General features: G+C 37.6%; 13 protein-coding genes. 8 read left to right on the top strand and 5 right to left on the bottom strand.

The window, feature by feature from the left end:
- Positions 1–2: 2 nt before the first annotated feature.
- From I215_RS13705 to I215_RS13690, 4 genes are all read right to left on the bottom strand, one after another.
- A complete protein-coding gene (locus I215_RS13705; protein WP_008992584.1) occupies positions 3–1,307 on the bottom strand; it encodes a peroxiredoxin family protein in 1,305 nt (434 codons plus the stop codon).
- A 49-nt stretch (positions 1,308–1,356) separates the two neighbouring features.
- Positions 1,357–4,737, bottom strand: coding sequence for a transcription-repair coupling factor (gene mfd, locus I215_RS13700; RefSeq protein WP_008992583.1), 3,381 nt, complete (start codon positions 4,735–4,737; stop codon positions 1,357–1,359).
- A 136-nt stretch (positions 4,738–4,873) separates the two neighbouring features.
- On the bottom strand, positions 4,874–5,890 hold the full coding sequence (gene galE, locus I215_RS13695) for a UDP-glucose 4-epimerase GalE (protein ID WP_008992582.1): 1,017 nt from the start codon (positions 5,888–5,890) through the stop codon (positions 4,874–4,876).
- A gap of 18 nt (positions 5,891–5,908) precedes the next feature.
- The gene (locus I215_RS13690) at positions 5,909–7,057 is read right to left on the bottom strand and encodes a DegT/DnrJ/EryC1/StrS family aminotransferase (RefSeq protein WP_008992581.1); all 1,149 of its coding nucleotides are present in this window, start codon (positions 7,055–7,057) and stop codon (positions 5,909–5,911) included.
- 100 nt (positions 7,058–7,157) lie between these two features.
- Here I215_RS13690 and I215_RS13685 point away from each other — a divergent pair, with 100 nt between their 5' ends.
- The 3 genes from I215_RS13685 to I215_RS13675 all read left to right on the top strand — a co-directional run bounded on the left by I215_RS13685 (position 7,158) and on the right by I215_RS13675 (position 10,825).
- Positions 7,158–8,417, top strand: a complete 1,260-nt coding sequence (locus I215_RS13685; protein ID WP_008992580.1) for a 3-deoxy-D-manno-octulosonic acid transferase — start codon at positions 7,158–7,160, stop codon at positions 8,415–8,417.
- A gap of 96 nt (positions 8,418–8,513) precedes the next feature.
- Positions 8,514–8,771 carry a hypothetical protein gene (locus I215_RS13680; RefSeq protein WP_008992579.1) on the top strand — a complete coding sequence of 86 codons (258 nt, stop codon included), beginning with the start codon at positions 8,514–8,516 and terminating at the stop codon, positions 8,769–8,771.
- A 524-nt stretch (positions 8,772–9,295) separates the two neighbouring features.
- A complete protein-coding gene (locus tag I215_RS13675) occupies positions 9,296–10,825 on the top strand; it encodes a helix-turn-helix domain-containing protein (RefSeq protein ID WP_008992578.1) in 1,530 nt (509 codons plus the stop codon).
- A gap of 18 nt (positions 10,826–10,843) precedes the next feature.
- Here the strand turns inward: I215_RS13675 and I215_RS13670 are convergent, their stop codons facing one another.
- A complete protein-coding gene (locus I215_RS13670; protein ID WP_237738970.1) occupies positions 10,844–11,437 on the bottom strand; it encodes a VOC family protein in 594 nt (197 codons plus the stop codon).
- 706 nt (positions 11,438–12,143) lie between these two features.
- Between I215_RS13670 and I215_RS13665 the strand changes: the two genes are divergently transcribed.
- The 5 genes from I215_RS13665 to I215_RS13645 all read left to right on the top strand — a co-directional run bounded on the left by I215_RS13665 (position 12,144) and on the right by I215_RS13645 (position 20,390).
- Positions 12,144–13,298, top strand: coding sequence for a HEAT repeat domain-containing protein (locus I215_RS13665; RefSeq protein ID WP_008992576.1), 1,155 nt, complete (start codon positions 12,144–12,146; stop codon positions 13,296–13,298).
- Positions 13,299–13,386: 88 nt separating this feature from the next.
- Positions 13,387–14,832: a glycosyltransferase family 2 protein gene (locus tag I215_RS13660; RefSeq protein ID WP_008992575.1), complete on the top strand. Its 1,446-nt coding sequence runs from the start codon at positions 13,387–13,389 to the stop codon at positions 14,830–14,832.
- 14 nt (positions 14,833–14,846) lie between these two features.
- The gene (locus tag I215_RS13655; RefSeq protein WP_008992574.1) at positions 14,847–17,714 is read left to right on the top strand and encodes a tetratricopeptide repeat protein; all 2,868 of its coding nucleotides are present in this window, start codon (positions 14,847–14,849) and stop codon (positions 17,712–17,714) included.
- Between the two features lie 4 nt (positions 17,715–17,718).
- Positions 17,719–19,824 (top strand): DUF4838 domain-containing protein, encoded by a 2,106-nt coding sequence (locus tag I215_RS13650; RefSeq protein ID WP_083852518.1) that lies wholly within the window; start codon positions 17,719–17,721, stop codon positions 19,822–19,824.
- A 23-nt stretch (positions 19,825–19,847) separates the two neighbouring features.
- The gene (locus I215_RS13645) at positions 19,848–20,390 is read left to right on the top strand and encodes a DUF1573 domain-containing protein (RefSeq protein ID WP_008992572.1); all 543 of its coding nucleotides are present in this window, start codon (positions 19,848–19,850) and stop codon (positions 20,388–20,390) included.
- The last annotated feature ends 692 nt before the right edge of the window (positions 20,391–21,082 follow it).

Below are 21,082 nucleotides of genomic sequence, written 5' to 3'. Positions count from 1 at the left end.
ACTTATTCTGTCTTTAGTATTTCTAATAATTCCTCTAAGGACTCTGGCTTACTGCGTATAATTTTATCTTTATCTAATACGAAATAAGTCGGTGTTGAGGTGATGTTATAAGCTTCAGCCGTTTTATTATCCCATTTACCTTCTCCGTAAATGTGAATAAAATTAGGGTAATCCTCTATGGTAGCTTTCCATGGATACAATTGGTCTTCTAGACCAAATGCGATTACTTCGAGGTTCTTGCTATCCATTGCGTCTACAAGTTCATGAATTTGTGGAATTTCTTTTAAGCAATGCGAACAGGTGCTACTCCAGAAAATTAGTACATACTGCTTTGCCTTGTTAAGATCAGAAAGTTTTTTACCATCTGATACTTGGAAATCGGGTGCTTCGCTTCCCAAGGCCGTGGCTTGAAATTGTTCAATTTCAGTAATGAGTTTATAGTCTCCTGTTTTCTTGGCTGCAGGGAATAGGTATGTATCGGCAATATAATTGGCTAGTGTGTTGTCTGCATCTGACGAAAAGTTGACCCAAAGTCTTGTTGCAACTTCTTTTTTAAGGTTTAAATCCTCACCGATTCGGCGCATTACTTCACCTATATTTTCTATATAGACGTCGGTTTGCTGTTCTTGGTTAAATTTAAGGACATATAGTATGGAAAGGTTTACTAGACGAAAGGAATTTTGAAGCGTCTTATCATTGTAGTTGATATAATCGAAATAATGCTCTTTTTCTAATGCAATATACTCATTTGGTCCTATTTGGTGATCTGGAATAGGGGAGCGCCCTGATCTTATGAAACTTCTAGCCAAAAGTCCCATGCTTCGAAGTTCAAAATGATGTTGAATTTCAGCAATAGCCTCAAAGACTGCCTTATAGTCTTTCTCAGATACATCTGGATAGAATACCGCACTGAGTAATTCATTGGTCATTTGTGATTTATGGAGATATTCTAAGTACACCATATTCTCCTGGCTCTCTAGGTAACTGACTCCATCTTCTTGGGAATACTGAAAAACGATATCCTCTTTTCCATTATAAATGAAATTAAAGTGGTAGTCCGCTCGGGGTATTCCAAAGTTAAGTTGATACATCCCAGGGGTTAATTCCTTTGGAAGATCGATGGACACTTTGGAGTTTTCATCTAGGCGTTTGTGAGAGATATAATTTAAAAAGTTTTCCGCCTGTGGATTTATCTGATATAAATATACCGTTGTAAATGTATTTGCTGGTTCAAAAGTTCCAGAAATTGTGTATTGCGCATTGATAAACAACGGAAGTAATAAAAGAAATGTAAGTATGTTTTTCATCGATAAATGTCTTATTGTCGATTAATGATTTGTGTTTCTTTAAGTGTTATTAAGCGAATGGACTTAGGACTTTGTATGCTTTATCAATTGATTTTATACCATCAAAACTAATAATTAAACGCAGGCCATTACGGGTTTGTTTTTCTTTTAATTTACAATAGCTCGGATTTTTTTGTACAAATTCAAGAACTGATCTAAATCGGTTGCTCTGATAATAGCTGCTTTGTTGGTCCGCTACAAAATACCCTACCATTTTACCTTGTTTGAGCAAAAGGCGCTCTAGTCCCATTTGTGTGGCAATCCATTTAATTCTAACGCTATTTAATAGGTCTTTAGCTTCTTCTGGAAGTGGGCCAAAACGATCAATAAGCCGATCCATATAGGCTTGTAGATCGGTTTCTGTTTCTATGTTGCTGAGTTCATTATAGAGCTTTAAACGTTCAGTGACTGTATTGATATAATGATCAGGGAATAGCAACTCAAAATCGGTATCTAGCTGGGTTTCCTTCACATATACCTTATCGCCTTCTTCTTGAGGATACAAATCAGCGAATTCATTTTCTTTGAGTTCCACTATGGCTTCATTCATTATTTTTTGATAGGTATCGAATCCTATTTCGTTGATAAAACCACTTTGTTCTCCCCCTAAAATATCGCCAGCCCCTCGAATCTCAAGATCCTTCATGGCTATATGGAAGCCGCTACCAAGTTCAGTGAATTGTTCTAGGGCTTGAATTCGTTTTCTAGCATCGTCAGTCATCGCTGAATAAGGCGGTGTAATAAAATAACAGAACGCCTTTTTATTACTTCGACCCACACGTCCTCTCATTTGATGCAGATCAGAGAGTCCAAAATTATTAGCATTGTTAATAAAAATGGTGTTGGCGTTCGGTACATCCAGTCCAGATTCAATAATGGAAGTCGCCACTAAAACATCAAAGGCACCGTTCATAAAGCGCAACATCAGATCCTCCAATTTTTTACCCTCCATTTGTCCATGGCCAATTCCTATTCTAGCATCGGGAACCAATCGTTGTATCATACCGGCAACCTCCTTGATGTTTTCAATGCGATTGTGAATAAAATACACTTGACCCCCTCTTTGAATCTCATAAGAAATAGCATCGCGTATAATTTCTTCATTTAACTGAATTACATTACTATCGATAGGATATCTGTTGGGTGGAGGCGTGGTGATAACTGATAAATCACGCGCTGCCATAAGGCTAAATTGCAGCGTTCTTGGAATCGGCGTAGCTGTTAGGGTCAATACCTCTACATTTTCTTTAATGGTTTTTAGTTTGTCCTTCACTGAGACTCCAAACTTCTGTTCTTCATCCACTATAAGAAGGCCTAAATCCTTGAATTTTACATTTTTGTTTACCAATTGATGCGTGCCGATAATGATGTCTACCTTACCAGTGGCTAAATTCTCAAGGGTTTCTCTTTTTTCTTTAGCTGTTCTAAATCGGTTTAAATAATCTACGGTAACTGGCATGTTTTGCAGCCGCTCACTAAATGTTTTGTGATGTTGGAAGGCTAGAATCGTTGTGGGAACAAGAACGGCAACCTGCTTTCCATTATCAACGGCTTTGAAAGCTGCTCTAATGGCTACTTCTGTTTTCCCAAATCCCACATCACCACAAACTAAGCGATCCATTGGTTGTTCACTTTCCATATCGGCTTTCACCTCTTCGGTAGCCTTACTTTGATCCGGGGTATCCTCATAGATAAAGGAGGCCTCTAATTCATTTTGCAAGTAACTATCAGGTCCGTACTGAAACCCTTTTTCTGTTTTTCGTTTTGCATAAAGCTTAATTAAGTTAAATGCAATTTCTTTAACCTTTGCCTTGGTTTTCTTTTTGAGATTTTTCCAAGCGTTGGATCCTAGTTTATATATTTTAGGAGTCTTTCCATCTTTACCGTTGTATTTGGTGATTTTATGAAGCGAGTGTATGCTCACATATAGGATGTCTCTCTCACCATAGATGAGTTTGATGGCCTCTTGCATTTTTCCTTCCACCTGTATTTTTTGCAAGCCTCCAAAACGACCAATACCGTGGTCGATATGAGTAACATAATCGCCAATCTCAAGATTTGTTAATTCTCTAAGAGTAATCGCTTGTTTTTTCGCATAACCGTTTTTAAGATAGAATTTGTGGTAACGCTCAAAAATCTGATGATCTGTATAACATGCAATTTTAAGATCGTGATCTATGAATCCTTGATACAGAGTCCCGACGATGGTTTGATAGTGTACTTGTTTTCCAATATCCTCAAAGATATCTTTAAATCGTTTGGCTTGTTGCTCGCTAGTACAATAGATATAGTTGGTATAACCTTTATGGTGATTCTCGTTGAGGTTATCAATTAACAGCTCAAATTGTTTATTAAATGAAGGCTGAGGGCTTGTGTTAAAAAGTACCTGCTGTGCCTGTTCTTTCCAACCTTGCAATTCTACGGTTGTAAATGATAAAAGTCCTTGGGATATCGAGGATGCATTACAGAATAATTCTTCAGGTGGAGCGTGTTTAATATCCTTTGATAACCCTGAAAAAGCGACGATTGCTTTTTCAAAAAGCTGATCTATTCTGCTTTCTAACTGCTCTTTGTTATTTAAAAAGACAATTGTGTTGGCTTGTATGTATTTAAAGAAGCTTTGGCGATCTTCTTGCAGTGATTTATTCTCTACATTTGGAATAATGGTCACCTTTTTAAGACGTTCGGTGGAAAGCTGAGTTTCTACATCGAAGCTTCTTATGCCGTCTACTTCATCTCCAAAGAATTCAAATCTATATGGCTCGTTGTTTGAAAAGGAAAACACATCGACAATACCACCTCTGACTGAAAACTCGCCTGGTTCAGTAACAAAATCTACCCTTTTAAACTTGTATTCGAATAGGGTTTCATTTAAGAAATCAATGGATAGTTTATCGTTAAGATTGATCTTTAACGTGCTACGTTCTAGTTCTTTTTTTGTCACCACCTTTTCAAATAGAGCATCGGGGTAACTCACAATAATAGCTGGCTTTTTTCGAGAGTTGATGCGATTGAGCACCTCTGCTCGCATAAGGATGTTGGCGTTGTCGGTTTGTTCTATTTGGTAGGGTCTACGGTAACTTCCAGGATAGAAGAGAACATTTTTGTCCCCTAGCATCTGCTCGAGATCATTTAGATAATACGCAGCTTCTTCCTTGTCCTTAAAGATCACCAAAAACGGTTTGTCGCCGCCCTTGAAAACATTAGCAAGAACACTTGATAATGAGGAGCCGATTAATCCGCTAAGTTGAATTTTTCCTTGAGGTTGGGATATAAGATCCCCTAATTTCTGAAGTTGCAGAGATTCTTGATATAAAGATAAAAGCTGTCTTATACCTGATTGTTTGGTAGCAGTATCCACTAAAAAATAATTTGTGCAAAGATAGTTCATAGGATCTTCTCCTCAAAAATTAACCCTTTGACAATTTTAAAAGCCAAGCGGTACTATGAATGCACATAAAAAAAGCCTCCTGCGATGTGCAACGAGGCTTTAAGATATTCAGTAAAAAGAATTGGTACTTCCTTTTCTAGTTTCTAATTTTTTGTTCCCATTTCCATGCAGAAGTCATGGCCTGATCTAAGGTGGATTCTGCTTTCCAACCTAAGGTGTTGTTTGCTTTAGTGGTGTCGGCATATGCGGCTATGACATCGCCTGGGCGACGATCAACAATTTTATAGTTTAAGGGTTTTTCTGCTACTTTTTCAAAGCTTGCAATAACCTCAAGAACAGTACTTCCTGTTCCAGTGCCTACATTGAAGACCTCGTAATTGCTTTGGTTTTTATTTTCAATTAAACGTTGGGCAGCCACTACGTGTGCTTTTGCTAAATCAACCACGTGAATGTAATCCCGAATACAGGTGCCATCTTTTGTTGGATAATCATCACCAAATACAGAAAGTTGTTCGCGCATACCAACGCCTGTTTGGGTGATAAATGGAACTAGGTTTTGTGGAACGCCAACGGGTAATTCTCCAATGTTAGCACTGTGATGCGCTCCAATAGGATTAAAATAACGAAGTGAAATTGCTTTGATGTTTTGATAAACCTTGCAGCTGTCCTGAATGATTTCTTCTCCGATTTGTTTAGTATTTCCATATGGTGATTCTGCTGTTTTCACTGGCGCATCTTCTGTAATTGGTAGGCTATCAGCTTGACCGTATACGGTACAGGAAGAGCTAAAGATAAACGAAACATCTTTTTTAGCGGAAAGCTCTTGTAAAAGATAGACTAGGGTGGTGATGTTGTTCTCGTAATATAGCAGTGGTTTTTCTACACTCTCACCAACAGCCTTAGATGCTGCAAAGTGAATAACACCTTCGATATCTGGGTATTTTTTAAAGAAATCTGAAACAGCAGATTTTTCTCTTAAATCTAATTTTTCGAATATGGGTGCCTTTCCAGTAATGGCCTTGATTCCATCAAGTACATCTATAGTTGAATTGGAAAGATTGTCAATAATAATGACGTCAAATCCTTTGTTTTGAAGTTCTACTACGGTATGAGATCCTATAAAACCGAGACCTCCGGTCACTAATATGCTCATTAATTTTGGTGTTTGGTATTAGTTTAAAAATGAATTTATTTTGGTTGTAATGAAATCGATTTGCTCATCATCCAATTCTGTGTGCATAGGCAGAGAGATCACTTCTTTCACCAAAGTGTTGGTTACTTTAAAATCCTCTTCCTTATATCTTGAATCAACATAGGCTTTTTGTAAGTGCAACGGAATCGGATAGTAAACTCCACATGGAATGTCATTTTCGTTGAGGTGTTTTACTAATTCATCCCGCTTTCCATTAGTGATTCTAAGGGTATACTGATGAAAAACATGCTGATTGTTATCTTCTGTGAGCTCGCTTTTATCAGCTAAGATCGGAGTTATAACATTCGGGTTGTCTTTTAACCCAGCGGTGTATTTAATGGCCGCTTGTCGTCTTTTCTTATTGTATAAATCCAATAAAGGTAGCTTAGCGCGTAATACTGCTGCTTGCATAGAGTCCAATCGGGAATTCACACCTACTACGTCATGGTGGTAACGTTCGTACATCCCATGGTTTACAATACCGCGTATGAAGTGTGCTAGGTCGTCATCGTTGGTAAAAATTGCTCCACCATCCCCATAGCACCCTAGGTTCTTAGATGGAAAAAAGGAAGTCGCAGCTACATGACCAATTGTTCCAGATTTTTTCTTCTCACCATTACTAAAGGTGTAATCCGCTCCAATTCCTTGAGCATTATCTTCAATAACATATAAGTTATGTTCCTTGGCAATTTCCATGATTGCTTCCATATTAGCACATTGGCCAAAGAGATGCACAGGGACAATAGCCTTTGTTTTCGGAGTGATTGCCTTTTTAATGGCCTCTATGTTTATATTAAAGGTATCCGCATCGACATCCACTAGAACAGGAGTGAGTTGTAGCAGACCAATAACTTCTACTGTTGCTGCAAAAGTGAAATCAGTAGTAATAACTTCGTCCCCAGGTTTTAATTCTAGACCCATCATTGCGATTTGTAGAGCATCAGTTCCATTGGCACATGGAATGACGTGTTTTACTCCTAGATAGGATTCTAATTCTTTTTGAAAGTTTTGAACCTGTGGGCCATTTATAAAGGCTGCTGATTCTAGTACTTCTGTTAGAGAATTATTGACTTGTTCTTTTATAGTTTGGTATTGACTTTGTAAGTCAACCATCTGTATTTTCCTCATTTGGATTCATCTTAAATAACCGTGGTAAAATTACAAAATAAAGTTTCCACACCCAATGTATTAACAGAAAGTAACGTATTTTAGCGACAAAAGGAAGAAAGTGTATTTTTTATATAATATCGTTGTACATATCGTCAGTGGTTTGCTCTTTGTTGTGGCATTGTTTAGTGATAAAATAAGGCGATTTGTCCATGGCCGAAAAGGAACTTTCGATTATTTACAAACCCAGTTAAATAAAGAAAATCCTTTGATCTGGTTTCATACTGCTTCATTGGGTGAGTTTGAACAAGGGCTCCCCTTAATTGAGCAGTGTAAAAGGGAATATCCCAACTACAAAATATTGGTCACCTTCTTTTCTCCATCAGGTTATGAGGTTAAAAAGAATACCAAGGCAGCGGATTTAGTTTGCTATCTTCCTTTGGATACCAAAGGAAATATGCAGAGATTTATAGAGTTGGCGGATCCTAAGCTCGCTATTTTCGTGAAATATGAGTTTTGGCCTAATACATTAAAACTTCTTCAAAAACGACACATTCCAACTTTACTAGTTTCTGGTATTTTCAGGCCCGACCAAATATTCTTTAAGTCCTATGGCAGTTTTATGACACATTCTTTGAAGTCTTTTACACATTTCTTTGTGCAAAATGAGCAATCAAAATCGCTTCTAAATAGTATTAATTTTCAAAATGTCACCGTAAGCGGGGATACGCGTTATGATCGTGTAATGGAGATCTTGGATCGGGACAATAGCTTAGACTTTATGGAAGAGTTTATAGAGAACTCCTTTTGTTTGGTAGCAGGTAGTACTTGGATAGAAGACCAGGAGATTCTAGTGGATTATATCAACAACACGGCTAGGGAAAATTTAAAAGTGGTTATTGCCCCACATAAAATAGAAGGGGATCAGATTAAAAAACTTAAAAATTCTATAAAGAAAAATGTGGTCCTTTATTCTGAATTGGATCAAGAGATCATTGGTCAGGCTAAGGTTCTTATCGTGGATACCGTTGGACTGCTAACACGAATTTACAGCTATGCCGATATCGCCTATGTTGGAGGAGGGATGGGTTCTACAGGTTTACATAATACACTAGAACCTGCGGTTTTTGGAATTCCAGTTCTCATAGGAAAGCATTATAGAGGATTTATAGAAGCGGAAAAACTCGTCGAGTTGGGTGGAATTGAGTCGATTTCCACAAAAGGTGAATTTTTTAATAAATTAAACTTTCTACTTGATAATAAAGAAATTATAAAAGATAAAGGCCGTATAAATAAAAAATATATAGAAAAAAAGACGGGTGCAAAAATCCAAATAGGCAATTATATTCGTAAATTACTTAAAGATTCCTCAGCGGGTTGATAAAATAATTCTCTGAAGAATTCAACTCAAGGATAGAAGGTTTTGCTTTTAATCTTTGAGTCGCAAAATTTAAATAATAATAAACAAACAACTATTATGAAAAAAGTAATTTTAGGATTAGTCATTGTTTTAGGTCTTGCTGTAGTTTCTTGTAAAGAAACCACTAAAGAAAAGACTCAAGATGCAGTAGAAAGCGCTGCAGATGATGTTGAAAACGCTGCAGAAGATGTAGGAGAAGCATTTGAAAACACTGCAAATGAAGCAGGTGAAGCTATTGATACCGCTGCTGAAGACGCAGGAGAGGCTATCAATAACGCTGCTGAAGATACAAAAGAAGCATTAAAAGTTGACTAATTAGATTTATTCTAGCTTTTATAAGTTATAAACCACCTATTTCTAATAGGTGGTTTTTTGTATCTACCAACCATAAGCTGATTTGGTTAGACTAAAAATTGGATCTCAGAACCACGAACAGTTCACTATGCTTTTTTTATAACGTAGTGAAAACACCATATACGCCCGAACTGCCTAGTCATATTCCTGATTCCCGTAGATACATTTCATCGATGATATGTTGTGTTTAACGCTTTGTAGATCCTTTTAAGAGGCAATTTAACAAAATCCAATTTTTATTATAATATATTTGGCGCTTTGTTAATTTTATAATTAAAACATAGGTTAACTACAATTTCTATAGTATGGGAATTTGGGCAGTTGAAACCATGGATAAACAATAGTTAATTCATTTAAATAGGTGGTCACCTCATTTTCAATTACCTGATGTGTTGTTACAATATGAGGAATGTTTGCGGTTATCTCATTTTAATGTTTAGATATTAAGATCATATGATTTTCATCAACCAAAGCCATAGATAATTATGAAACATTTTGTTCCTTTAATTAGCTGCGTCTTGCTTCTTACCCAAAATACCTTAGCGCAATCTACTGATCCACAGCAAAAGACTTTTGATAGTGTTTTTTATTACACTTATATGAATGTTGCGGCGTCAGATCCTGATCACGCGCTCAAAATCGCAGATTCACTGTACAAAACTTCAGCCACAAGCACACAAAAAATCCGTTCTCTTATGCTTATTTCTGATATGTATTACAGGAAATCAAACAGGGATTCAACGCTACACTATGCCTTGAAAGCAGATAGGATTGCCACGAGTGAAAGAATAACCGCATGGCGAGCTAGAATATATGGGGTACTTTCTACCCAGTACCGAAAGAGCGGACTGCTAAACAATGGATATAAATTTTTAGATAAAGCACAAGAATTGTGTGAAAAGGTTGATCAAGGGGAACTATCGAACCAGATTCAGGGTCAAATCTATCAAGAGAGGGGCTTCTACGCTCAGGAAGAAAATGATTATGAACAAGCCATTGCTTATTTTCAAACTTCAGATACCATTTTAAGACGTTTGCCTGATTCACCTCAAAAGGTAACTTTTAGGGCTCAGAGTAAAGAGCGAATAGGTGCTAATTTGTTTAAATTGGGAGTGATAGATTCCGCAAAATATTACTTCAACAAGGCATTAGAATTGGAAGCCAGAGCCTCAAGGGCAGAGACCGTGATTAAAGGATATATTTACAAAGGACTGGGCGAAATTGCCATTGTAAATAGAGAAAAAGAGCTGGCCTATGAATTATTGTCCAAAGCATTGGCTGTTGCAGAGGCTTCAAAACTCCAAGAACTGAATATGGGGGTTTTTTTGGCCATGACCAAATATTATAAACTTGTTGGGGATATTGAAAATTATACCTTATACAACCAAAAGTATCTTGATATTATAACTAAAAGGTCCAAAAGAGAACGGGATTTTGCCAATATGGTAGTTGCCAAAACCGACAAGAAGCTAAAAGAAGCTCTTTTCACCCGTAATACTGTTACCTTCATAATGGCAGGGTTATGTTTTTTGGTGTTGCTTGGGGTAGGGATCTATTTCTATGGACGTAGGAGAAAATTGAAAAACAAACAAAACAAAGCTCACCTCCACCAGAATGACCAAGCGAGTACAAAAGAATATATGTCCAAAGAAACATCTGACTGTATCTTAGCCGAATTGGAAGCTTTAGAACATGATGATTTTTATTTAAAAAGTAACCTTAGCCTCTCATTGTTGGCAAATAAACTTAACGTGAATACCCGATATGTCTCTTATGTGATCAATAGAAACAAAGGCTTAGGGTTTAATAGTTATGTGAATGAAATCAGGGTGCGCCGAAGCATGGCTGAACTTGAGAATAACCCTGAACTTCGGACCTATAAAATTGCTTATTTGGCTGAGAAATATGGATTTTCTTCCCATAGCAAATACACGGCCGCATTTAAAGCGGTAACAGGAATAACACCATCAATCTTCATTACACGCTTACAAGACAACAAAAAAGGTACTCCGTAATAGTGCTTTTGTTTTAGTCTATCGTGATGTGGTTTCTAAAAGTTCTGTGATATTAAGTGGGACATTGTATATCTCAAGGGTGCCATCTTTATGGAATGGCCATAATTCGTAGGGCTTATCCCAGTATAGAGCAATGACATTTTTATCCGGATCTTCGATATACAAATTTTCGGAAACCCCATGATCCGAAGCGCCTGAAATCGTGTAATTTGCATCCAATATCCGTTTTAGAATACAGGCCAAATCTCGTCGAGTAGGGTACAGAATGGAAACTTGTGAAAGTCCTGTATTGTTGGGAAGAGGAGGTTTCCCATTCTTGCTGTACCATGTGTTAAGCGCGATATGCTGGTGATAACCACCAGCTGATATAAACACCACACGTGAGCCGTGGCGACTTGTTTCTTTAAAGCCTAATAGGCCGCAGTAAAATTTCAAAGAGCGTTCCATGTCCGCTACCTTTAGGTGTATATGCCCTATCCGGGTTTGCGAAGGGATACTATAGGGAGCTTTTTGAGTGTCCATTTGGCTCTTCTTTTTTTCAATTAAGAACATAATCAAATGATTAAAATATTCGTTTTTTTTAGGTTGATTTGGCGGTGGATGTGGCTTCACAGGAAAGATAATTTTATACTCTTATCCTTTATGGATAAGGAGTGGTTTAAATTCTCCTATTTTAACCTATATCAATACTAAAATACAAATTATTTCGAATCCGTGCTAGTGTGCCCGATTTTTATTGTCCAATGGACATCGCAGCTCGGTCATTTTTCCGTGAGCTTATTATAAAAATAGGTGTAAAAGCAACATTTAATGAGATTTACGGCACTAAAGTGTAAAGGGTATATCATCAGGAATTTTGATAGAATTTATTTTATTTGATTTTGTCTGGATAGAATAGGGTCTGATTTTGAATAATATTAGGCCAATTTATCCTTTTTATTCAAAATTTTGATGGCTTGGATGTTAGTTTCAACGATGAATTAAAACCGTTGATCCTAAACTTTAAAAGAGGCCGAAAATTAGCATAATCGGATATTGTAATTTTTCAAATCACTATAAATCAGTTTTCTAAAAATTATGCCGAATAGCTGTTTTACGTAAATTAGTTAGTCGTATTCGTCAATATGTGCAGGACGGGTATTGTAGAAACTTACACTTTGGATGATCTTTGCACCGAATTTAATCAATTTCGCATCATACCTACAACAAGATGCTTTTTAAAGATAAAAACGTTTAAAGCAGTATTGCTGAAAGACTTTTTTTGAACCCCTAATAAACCTAAACTCTTTGGGGCAAAATTGGTTATTAATAAAAAAGTATGGATTTTATTTTCTACGCAAGTTATTATTGGAACTGGTTGCTTTCTCAGTTCGTTGGATACCCAATAGTGATTAAAACAACCATCGTTTTAGTGGGTGTACTACTATTGGTGTACTGTTTTTCCTTTTTTAGATTCTTTAGAACCCATAAGGTAAAAAGTGATTACCAACGCACTAGAAGAAAACAGGAAAGTCTTTTAATTGATCGACTACAAAGCATTTTGTATGCCTCTAAAAATTATCAGCAGGATGAGATAAACCAAACCTTTAAGGACGATAAGGTTCTTGTCAAAAGAAATTATCAAAAACGAGTGTTTACTGACTTTATTGTCGCCTTGACTGAAGCAGGACAAGCAAATCACGACAAAATAAACCTAAATAATTACGTCACCGTATTGGATTCTTTTGGAATTATTGATTTCTGGAATAAAATTATGGGTGCTCGTAGTCCAAAACTTAGACAAGAAGCTATTCGTGCATTAGATGATTTGAACGTCGGGCTTTCTGGAGCTTCCATTCAACAATCGGTATACCACAAAAAAGGGAGCCTTAGAAAAAACGCTAGGGCGGCCATGATGAAATACAATATTAATGATCCTTATAAATTTCTGGAAGAGGGTTTTGATACGGGATTTAACGCCATGGATGAAATCCGCCTACATTATTATTTGAGTGAACAAGCCAAACAAAGTGCATTGCCTCAACTTATAAGCTGGGTAGATGCGTCTGATATAAGATATCGTGCATTTTTGATTCGAGAAATAGGGTTTTTTCAACAAACGGGCAGTTGTGCCGCTTTGTTGGAGCTTTTTAAGACAGAAGACAACATTACAGTAAAATGCGAGATTGTCAAGTCTTTAGGGATAATGAAGTACACTTTGGCTAAGGAGGTGTTTATGGAAAGCTATGAGGTTTCTCCTAAGTTGGTTCAACGTAATATTATCAAATCTCTGCCGAACCTTGGTGGTATGGAGGTATTGGATTTCCTAATTACTATTTATAACCAAACCTTTGACAGTGATACAAAAACTCAATTAGCTTATGCCATTGGTCAATATGGGGAACAAGGAAAATCCCGTTTAAAAGCTGTGGTTGTTACTAAAAGTGAATTTGACAAAACACTTTATGCACAAGTCGATTACCAATTAAACTAACACACACTTTTGGGTTTTTCTCTATCCTCCTTTTGGCGCATCCTTGTGTTGAAAAGCGACAGAAAACCCCACTTTTTACCAAAAAGTTATGGAAGCATTTTTTGTATTTTATCAATATGTGATCTATTTCTATGCCACAGCCCTTACGCTAATATATTCTACCTTAGCCTTAATGGCCTACTTTAACATTATCCGAAGTAAGCAGAGCTACAGTGGTAAAGAAGAGCGGATCCTTAAAAAACATCCCGAATCAGCTCCTGGGATATCTATTGTTGCCCCTGCTTTCAATGAGGAGGTTATTATTATAGATAATGTAAGCACACTGTTGAATTTGGATTATCCTAATTTCGAGGTGGTGATTGTCAATGATGGTAGTAAGGACAAAACCTTGGATTTACTTATCGAGCATTTTGCGCTCACCCAAGTGCCTTATGCTTATGTAAGTAAAGTGCCATGTAAACCTGTAAAGCGAATTTTCCGTTCTACAGATCCTCAATTTGAACGATTGACTGTGGTTGATAAAATTAATGGAGGGACCAAGTCAGATGCGATGAACGCGGGTGTTAATGTCGCTAGGCACAATTATTTTATAAATACAGATGTAGATTGTCTATTGGCCAAGGACACCTTAACTAAGGTAATTCTTCCCGTGATGGATTCCGATGTTGAGGTCATCGCGGTTGGTGCTACAATGCGTATGTCCAATGGTTGCAAAGTGGACAATGGAGAAATCACTGAAGTACGACCACCAAAAGGAATCATTCCTGCCTTTCAAGAAGTCGAGTATATGCGGTCTTATTTGGTCGCTAAAATGGGATGGGCAAGGATTAATGCTGTTACCAATGTATCGGGTGGATTCGGACTGTTTAATAAAGAAATCGTCATAGAGGCGGGTGGTTTTGATCCCCTATCTCATGCTGAAGATCTCGATATGACATTGCGTATTATTGCACACAAGCGTGACAACAATGAGCAATACAGAATTGTCCAAGTACCTGATACATTATGTTGGACAGAAGGACCACCAAACCTCAAGGTTCTTAGTCGCCAACGTACCCGTTGGGGAAGAGGTCTTTTGCAGATCTTCTTTGTACACCGCAAGTTCTTATTTAACAGAAAGTACGGTCGTATGGGCTGGATCATGATGCCCTACATCTTTATTTTCGAATTTCTTGCACCAATTTTTGAATTTTTTGGGTTATTGTGTCTTTTTTATCTTTTATGGACCGGCCAGGTGAACTTCAATACGTTTTGGCTGATGTTAGGTTATGTTTATCTTTTGGGTACCTGTGTTTCACTGTTGACCATCAGCTATGACCTGACGGTTAAAAAATTGTACAATAACCTCTCTGAGTACCTCAAACTTATTCTCTTTGCATCTTTCGAAGCATTTGTATATCATCCTCTAACTATAGTATTCACCCTTAGAGGTTATGTGCAGTTTCTTACCGGAAGAAACTTCAAATGGGGAGAAATGACAAGGCAAGGTCATTCCAAAAACAAACCGCAGAACAAACTTCAGGTTACCAAATAAAATAGAATCAAGTAATGGTATCAACAAAAGAATTAGGAAACAGATTTCCTTTATCAACCTTTAGGGGTATAAGCCATATGCAGCTGTCAGCAAAAGTACTGTTCGTTCGGCTATTGCTTGTCAGTGTTGTTTTGCCATATAGTCTTAACGCACAGACAGAAATCACTCTAAATGATAAGAGTGAGCTTGTAAGGCATATCAACAAGTTGTATGCAGATGGGAGCTGGGAACAAGGTAAAGATCTCGCTGATAAGAATCTTAAGAAGTACCCAAAGGACTCCGATTTAAAAATGCTCGTTGGGAAATACCATCTACAGCATAAAGATTATGACAATGCTCGATTAGAATTGAATAGATCCATACGATACAATCAGGAAAATGTCGATTCAAGACATTTATTAGTCACCCTAGAAACTGAAACAGGCCGCTATTCTAGTGCAATATGTTATGTCAACGAACTTCTGGAGATTAACCCCTATTGGAAGGGACTATGGCGGAAGAAAATAGGCTTATACCGATTGCAGGGTAATGCTGTTGAGGCTGATCGCTTGCAAAAACGGATCAATCAGATATTTCCAAATGACAGTGTTCTTAAGAAAGACTACCTCTATCAACTGGAGGTTCAAGCCAATGCCAATCGGATGGCTGGAGATATGGATAAAGCAATTCAGCTTAGTAAGGAATTGGTTACGGAAAGTCCCGAAAATATTAACAATTACATTAATGCATCAAATGATTATCTTAAAGCTGGTGATCAGGAAGGTGCATTGGCCTTTGTTGAACGCGGATTGGTTCGATTTCCACAAAATGAACTGCTCATCGATAAAAAGACGGGGATTCTCGCTCAACAAAACCGCTATAATGAGCTCCTTGGATTTCTGCAGCGCAACAAGCGTTATGAGCAATACCAATATTATTTACAAGAAGCAGCCAGAGATGCGAGAGACAAGGAACCTTTGACATTGTATGGAAAAATAATGACTGCTAATCCTGGGGATAAGGAGGCTTACCGTTATATGTTTAATGATGCCATGCGAAACCAGCAGTATCAAGAAGCCTTACTTATTGTTAAAAATCATCAAAGTGCTCGGGGCAACTCCAAGGAATTGTCATTAAACGAAATGATGGTATATAATCGTTTGGGAAACACCGCGGAGGAAAATCGCGTGGCGGAGGAACTTTTTGCACAATATTCCAATGATCCTAACGTGAGAGCTGCATACGTCAATACGATATATAGTCAGGCTAAGGATAGAATGGAAGCAGAAAACTATAGCCAGGCCATTATTTTTTTAAAACAAGTGGTGGAGTTTGGAGGTGGGCAGTTGAGGGCTGATGCTCAAAACACTTTGTTTAATGCCTATTTGGCAAATGAAGATTACAGTAACGCTTTAGCTGTTTTAGATGACATTGCTTTAGAGGATAACACCCCGCAATTGCAAATCAAACGAGCTGAACTCTACTTTCAACAAAAGGGCTACTCACAGGCCTTTGCTGCTTATGAAAAGGCAGTTGGCATGGTTGACGAAAATCAGAAGCAGGTTTATCTTGGAGGGTATGCTGATATGGCCGAACAAGTCGTAACTAATCTTAATAAGGACTTTAGATACGATGATGCTCTGTACTTTGTTGATCTCTGGTTGAATAATGATCCTACAAACGAGAAAGCCCTTGGATATGCCATAAACTTAGCTCATAAAACCAATGCACTTGAACGGATGCGTACCTATGTGGAACAAGGGGAGCAATATCATCCGGAAAATATCTTCTTTAAGATCAAACTGGCAGAACTCAATAGTGAGAATGCAGATATTGATACCTATGAGAAGGTTTACCAAGGCTTACATGATGAATTAAAAGCCAACCCATATCACGAAATGTTGATAAAGGCTTTTTCGGAGACTTCTACGAATTACTCTCTCGCTTTATTGAAAGAAAAGCATTCTAATGAAGCCTTAGACAAGCTCAACACTGCTCTGCATTATGAGCCGAATAGCATGTCTTTAAAGCACACAAAAGGATTGGCTTATGAGCAATTAAAGCAGTTCGACTCGGCCTATTATTACCAAGGGTTTTACAAACCTTCTGATTTGGAGCGTACAGGATTTAAAAGTCGTTTGAATTATCTTCAAAACAAAACCTATAAAAACCAGGTAGTACTCTCTCATTTTAGAAGCCGTGATCAAGAAAGTACTTACGCCAGTAATTCAATATCATCTGTGGGATACAGCCATACTGCAGGCGAAAACACCTATACTGGAAGGGTTTATTACACTGGAAGAACCTCCGGTAAGGGGCTTCAATTTCAAGGAGAGTGGTTGCGGGACTGGAGTGAAAGAACATCAACTATGGCTAATGTGGCAGTGTCTAATAAGTTTTTCCCGATGTTAAGCTTTAATGCTTCTCTGTTTAGGTATTTTGAAATCCTCAAAGGAATTCAATTCGAACTCGGAATAGGGTTGCGAAGCTTCAGAGACGAACAATTAGATCAGGGTATGAGCGATGGGAATATGTACAATGCGGTTTTTGGAGCGGCAAAGGAGTGGGATAGATTTCGAATCAATGCCAGATACCACCAATTTTATTTGGATGGTGCTTTACTCTATAGCCTGTCGTTGGACACCAGGCATTACTTCTCTTCCCACAATGGCTATATTATGGCTGTAGCAAGTGTAGGTTCCGCACCCGATGTAGAACTAATTAATTACCAGCTATATAATGCGTTTGCTGTGACCAATAGTATGATCGGTGCAGGATTTGGTCATACCATTTATAAAAATATATCGGGATCAATATTGGGTAGTATGAATAACTACAGGGTTTCAGATCAGGAGTATGGTAACTTACTCAATGTGTATTTGCAGGTAAATATTTTATTTTAGAAATATGAGGACCCGATTGCTTCTATGTTGTCTGCTTAGCTGTATTCAGTGGTGCGTCTATGCCCAAGGATCATTCTATAGCATTAGTGGTGCGGAGGATCACTTGAGCCGGCAATGGGTGGACTATCTATACAGCCATCTTTACATGAGGAGTTTCGATAAAACCAAGGTAATCAAATCTGAAGATCTCAAGGTCTCTACTGGGTATCAAGAGTTCTATCTCGAGATCGTGCCAACATTGGAATACGATTATTGCTTTTCCAACAAGGAGGGCGTTCTCATACTGCGCGTAAAAAATAAACGTGCCATGCTGTTTGTGACCTACCAGCTGATGGCAAGTATTGGTGAAACAGATCAGAATTTTACCATTTCAGACCTTCCGCCCTCATTTATAAGCTTTGGCGACCAATGTCGCAGGTTTGATTTTGAATATCGCGAACCACACCTTGAACCAAACACCAATCCTGAGTATGCGGGTATTTTGGGAACAAATAACCTCGATGAAAACTGGGGTTTATGGGGTCATAATTTGCATAAGCTAATAGTAGCAAATCAAGAAATTTATGCTCAAGTCAATGGCGTCAGTAATAAGCAGCAGTATTGCTTCTCCTCTAATGCCTTATACAAACAGCTTAAGCACTACGTTGAGGAGCAGTTCGGCGACGGAACCAAAAAACCATATTGGTTTATGGTCGCACCTAATGATAACGATCTGGTTTGCGTTTGTGACCAATGTTCTAAATTGGGGAATACTGACCAATTAGCAACCCCAGCAGTTGGGTATTTGTTGAATAAATTAGCTGATCATTACCCGGAACATCACTTCTTTACCATAGCATATAGGACGACAAGAGAAGCACCAAGAAAAACCTGGGCAACCAATACAGGAGTGTTTTTCACGTCCATAGATTTACCAAAAGGCATCAACCTGGAAGGACATCCAAAATTTTCTAAATGGGAGAAAGAACTTAAGAATTGGATAGAAAGAGTATCTAAAATATATCTCTGGGGTTATATCTCAAATTTTGACGATTACCTCAGTCCACTACCGGTTCTCAAAGGATTTCAACAACAGATACCTTCCTTTAAGTCAGCAGGCGTGAAAGGCTTGTTTTTAAATGGAAGCGGTTATGACTATTCTCCTTTTGATGATGTGAAAACCTATGTTCTGTCTGCCTTAATGATCGACAAGGATTCAGATGTTGATGTTCTAGTGCATCGGTATTTGAAAAAATTTTATCCAAAATCTTCTGCTTTGTTGGCCAATTATTACCTACAACTGGAAGATCATAAAATGACCAATAATAGACCCTGGCCACTTTATGGAAGCTTTGACAATATTGTAAAGACATATCTCAATACCGAGCAATTTGTTTCCTTTTACAATTCGCTTAAGGTTATGGTTAACCAGAGCTCAGGTGAAGAGTACCTTCGTTTGGATAAATTAATAACAGCCTTGAGTTTTACACGATTACAGGTTGCTTATCACGAAGGTTTAGGGGATCATGGAGGCTTTGAAAAAACATCTGATCATCTCCATGTCAAACCAGAGATAAAAGAAATCATAGAACGATTAAAACGACATGGTAGATTTTCGGATATGGCAAATTATCGAGAAGTACGTGGAGGTTTACTTACTTATATAGAGCAGTGGGAAGACTTGGTACAGCATGGATTAGAACCCAATATGTTATCCCAAAGCGGTATTTCTTTTGTATCTGTTCCTGATCACGATTATCAAGATGCTAGTATTCTTTACGATGGTTTAAGTGGTTTTACATATGATTACCACCAAGGATGGGTGATTAATGGAGGTGAGGTATGGGAATTGTCAATGGAACTACCCAGTGAAGGTAAAGGGAATGTTCTGGAAATGCGTTTTTTAAATATGTCTAAACATGGGATATTATCCCCAGAGCAGGTGGAAATAACCAATGGAAGTCAGGTGTTATACACCCTAGTTCCTACGAAAATCTCAGAAACAGTTTACCGCATCCGAACAGAGGTGGATTTTTCTGAGAATACCAAAGCCGTGCAGATCCGAATATTCAAAAAAAAACAAGGGGGTAAATCAACGATTGCTTTGGATGAGGTTAGACTAATAAAGTAAAAAAGAATTATAAAAAAGAAAATATGAAAACACAACTGTGGTTATTGATTTCGGTCATTTCCCTGGCATTATGGGCTTGCGGTACTGATATCAAAGACCGGAAAACTTCCATTGAGATACTAGATAACAATAGGCATTATTGGCCCGTACTGGCAGGGCAGGAGTTGGACGTTGTTTTTTATATTAATAACACAGGGGAGTACCCACTAATTATCGATGAGGTTATTACTTCTTGTGGGTGTTTATACCTCTCTGGTAAATCAACTTTGGATTTTGTTCCCAAAGGAGAAACAGGTGTTTTGCGTTTGAGTTATGACAGTCAAAAAAATGTGGGTCTTGCAAAGCATTATATCACGCTTTACGGCAACTTTGTAGATGGTAAGACTCGGGAGGCAATATTTGATGTCAACGTTGTTCCTGACGCCTTATACACTAAGGATTATGAAGAATTGTACTTTGAGGAGCAAAAATCAAGCGGAAGTATCAAAAGTTTGGTGGATGGCAAGGAGAATAATAAAGGTTATTATATCGAAACCTCAACCGATAACGACAATACTGGTAATTAGAACCTTCTCCAAAACTTTGATTTTAGACATACGGGTAGAGCTATAGCTAAATCGGATTGTTTAGGAATTAAAAACAATTCAAAATGGAGGCGAACAGCACGAATGCACTTTACTTCATTTGTCTTTTAGATACTCATGTTTAACGAGATCCGATTTGTGAATTATATCAATTTTTTGCTTCCTTCAAAATAAAGTACCCGTCAGCTATTTCAAGTACATCATTGTAATAATGGTCGGTCATCATAATTCCTTTATCTTTTTCAATGTCTATTTAAATGGTATATATTTTAAAATATATACCATGGAATGAATTGGTTTTGGAGAACAATTAATCATTCTGGAGAACTAAACTGAAATAGATTAATAGGAAGGAGCACTCTCTTTATTCCTTAAAAACACGTATCAAATGGGAGTTTTCAACGAATAAAGCTTCTTTTGTAGAAAGGTGTGTTTTCAACATAATTATGAGTTTTTGGAGCATTAATTTAAAATGTCTTTTAGGTCTTCTAACGACTGTATGTCCCTTTTTAGATTATAATACATTTACTTTTCCCGGGTTATTCTCTGGGCGAAATAGGCTATATGGACTTTAATTGATCTTTATGAATTTCAAATAAAGGAGAAATTGGGGAGGCTACTCAGCGAGGGCTTTAGGAATGATGGATCAATCTCAAAAGTTGGGTCTAAATTGA

Origin of the sequence: Galbibacter marinus (assembly GCF_000300875.1) — a bacterium.
Classification (GTDB): domain Bacteria; phylum Bacteroidota; class Bacteroidia; order Flavobacteriales; family Flavobacteriaceae; genus Galbibacter; species Galbibacter marinus.
Note: the sequence above shows the minus strand (reverse complement) of the source record. Positions and strands in the feature narration are given on the sequence as shown.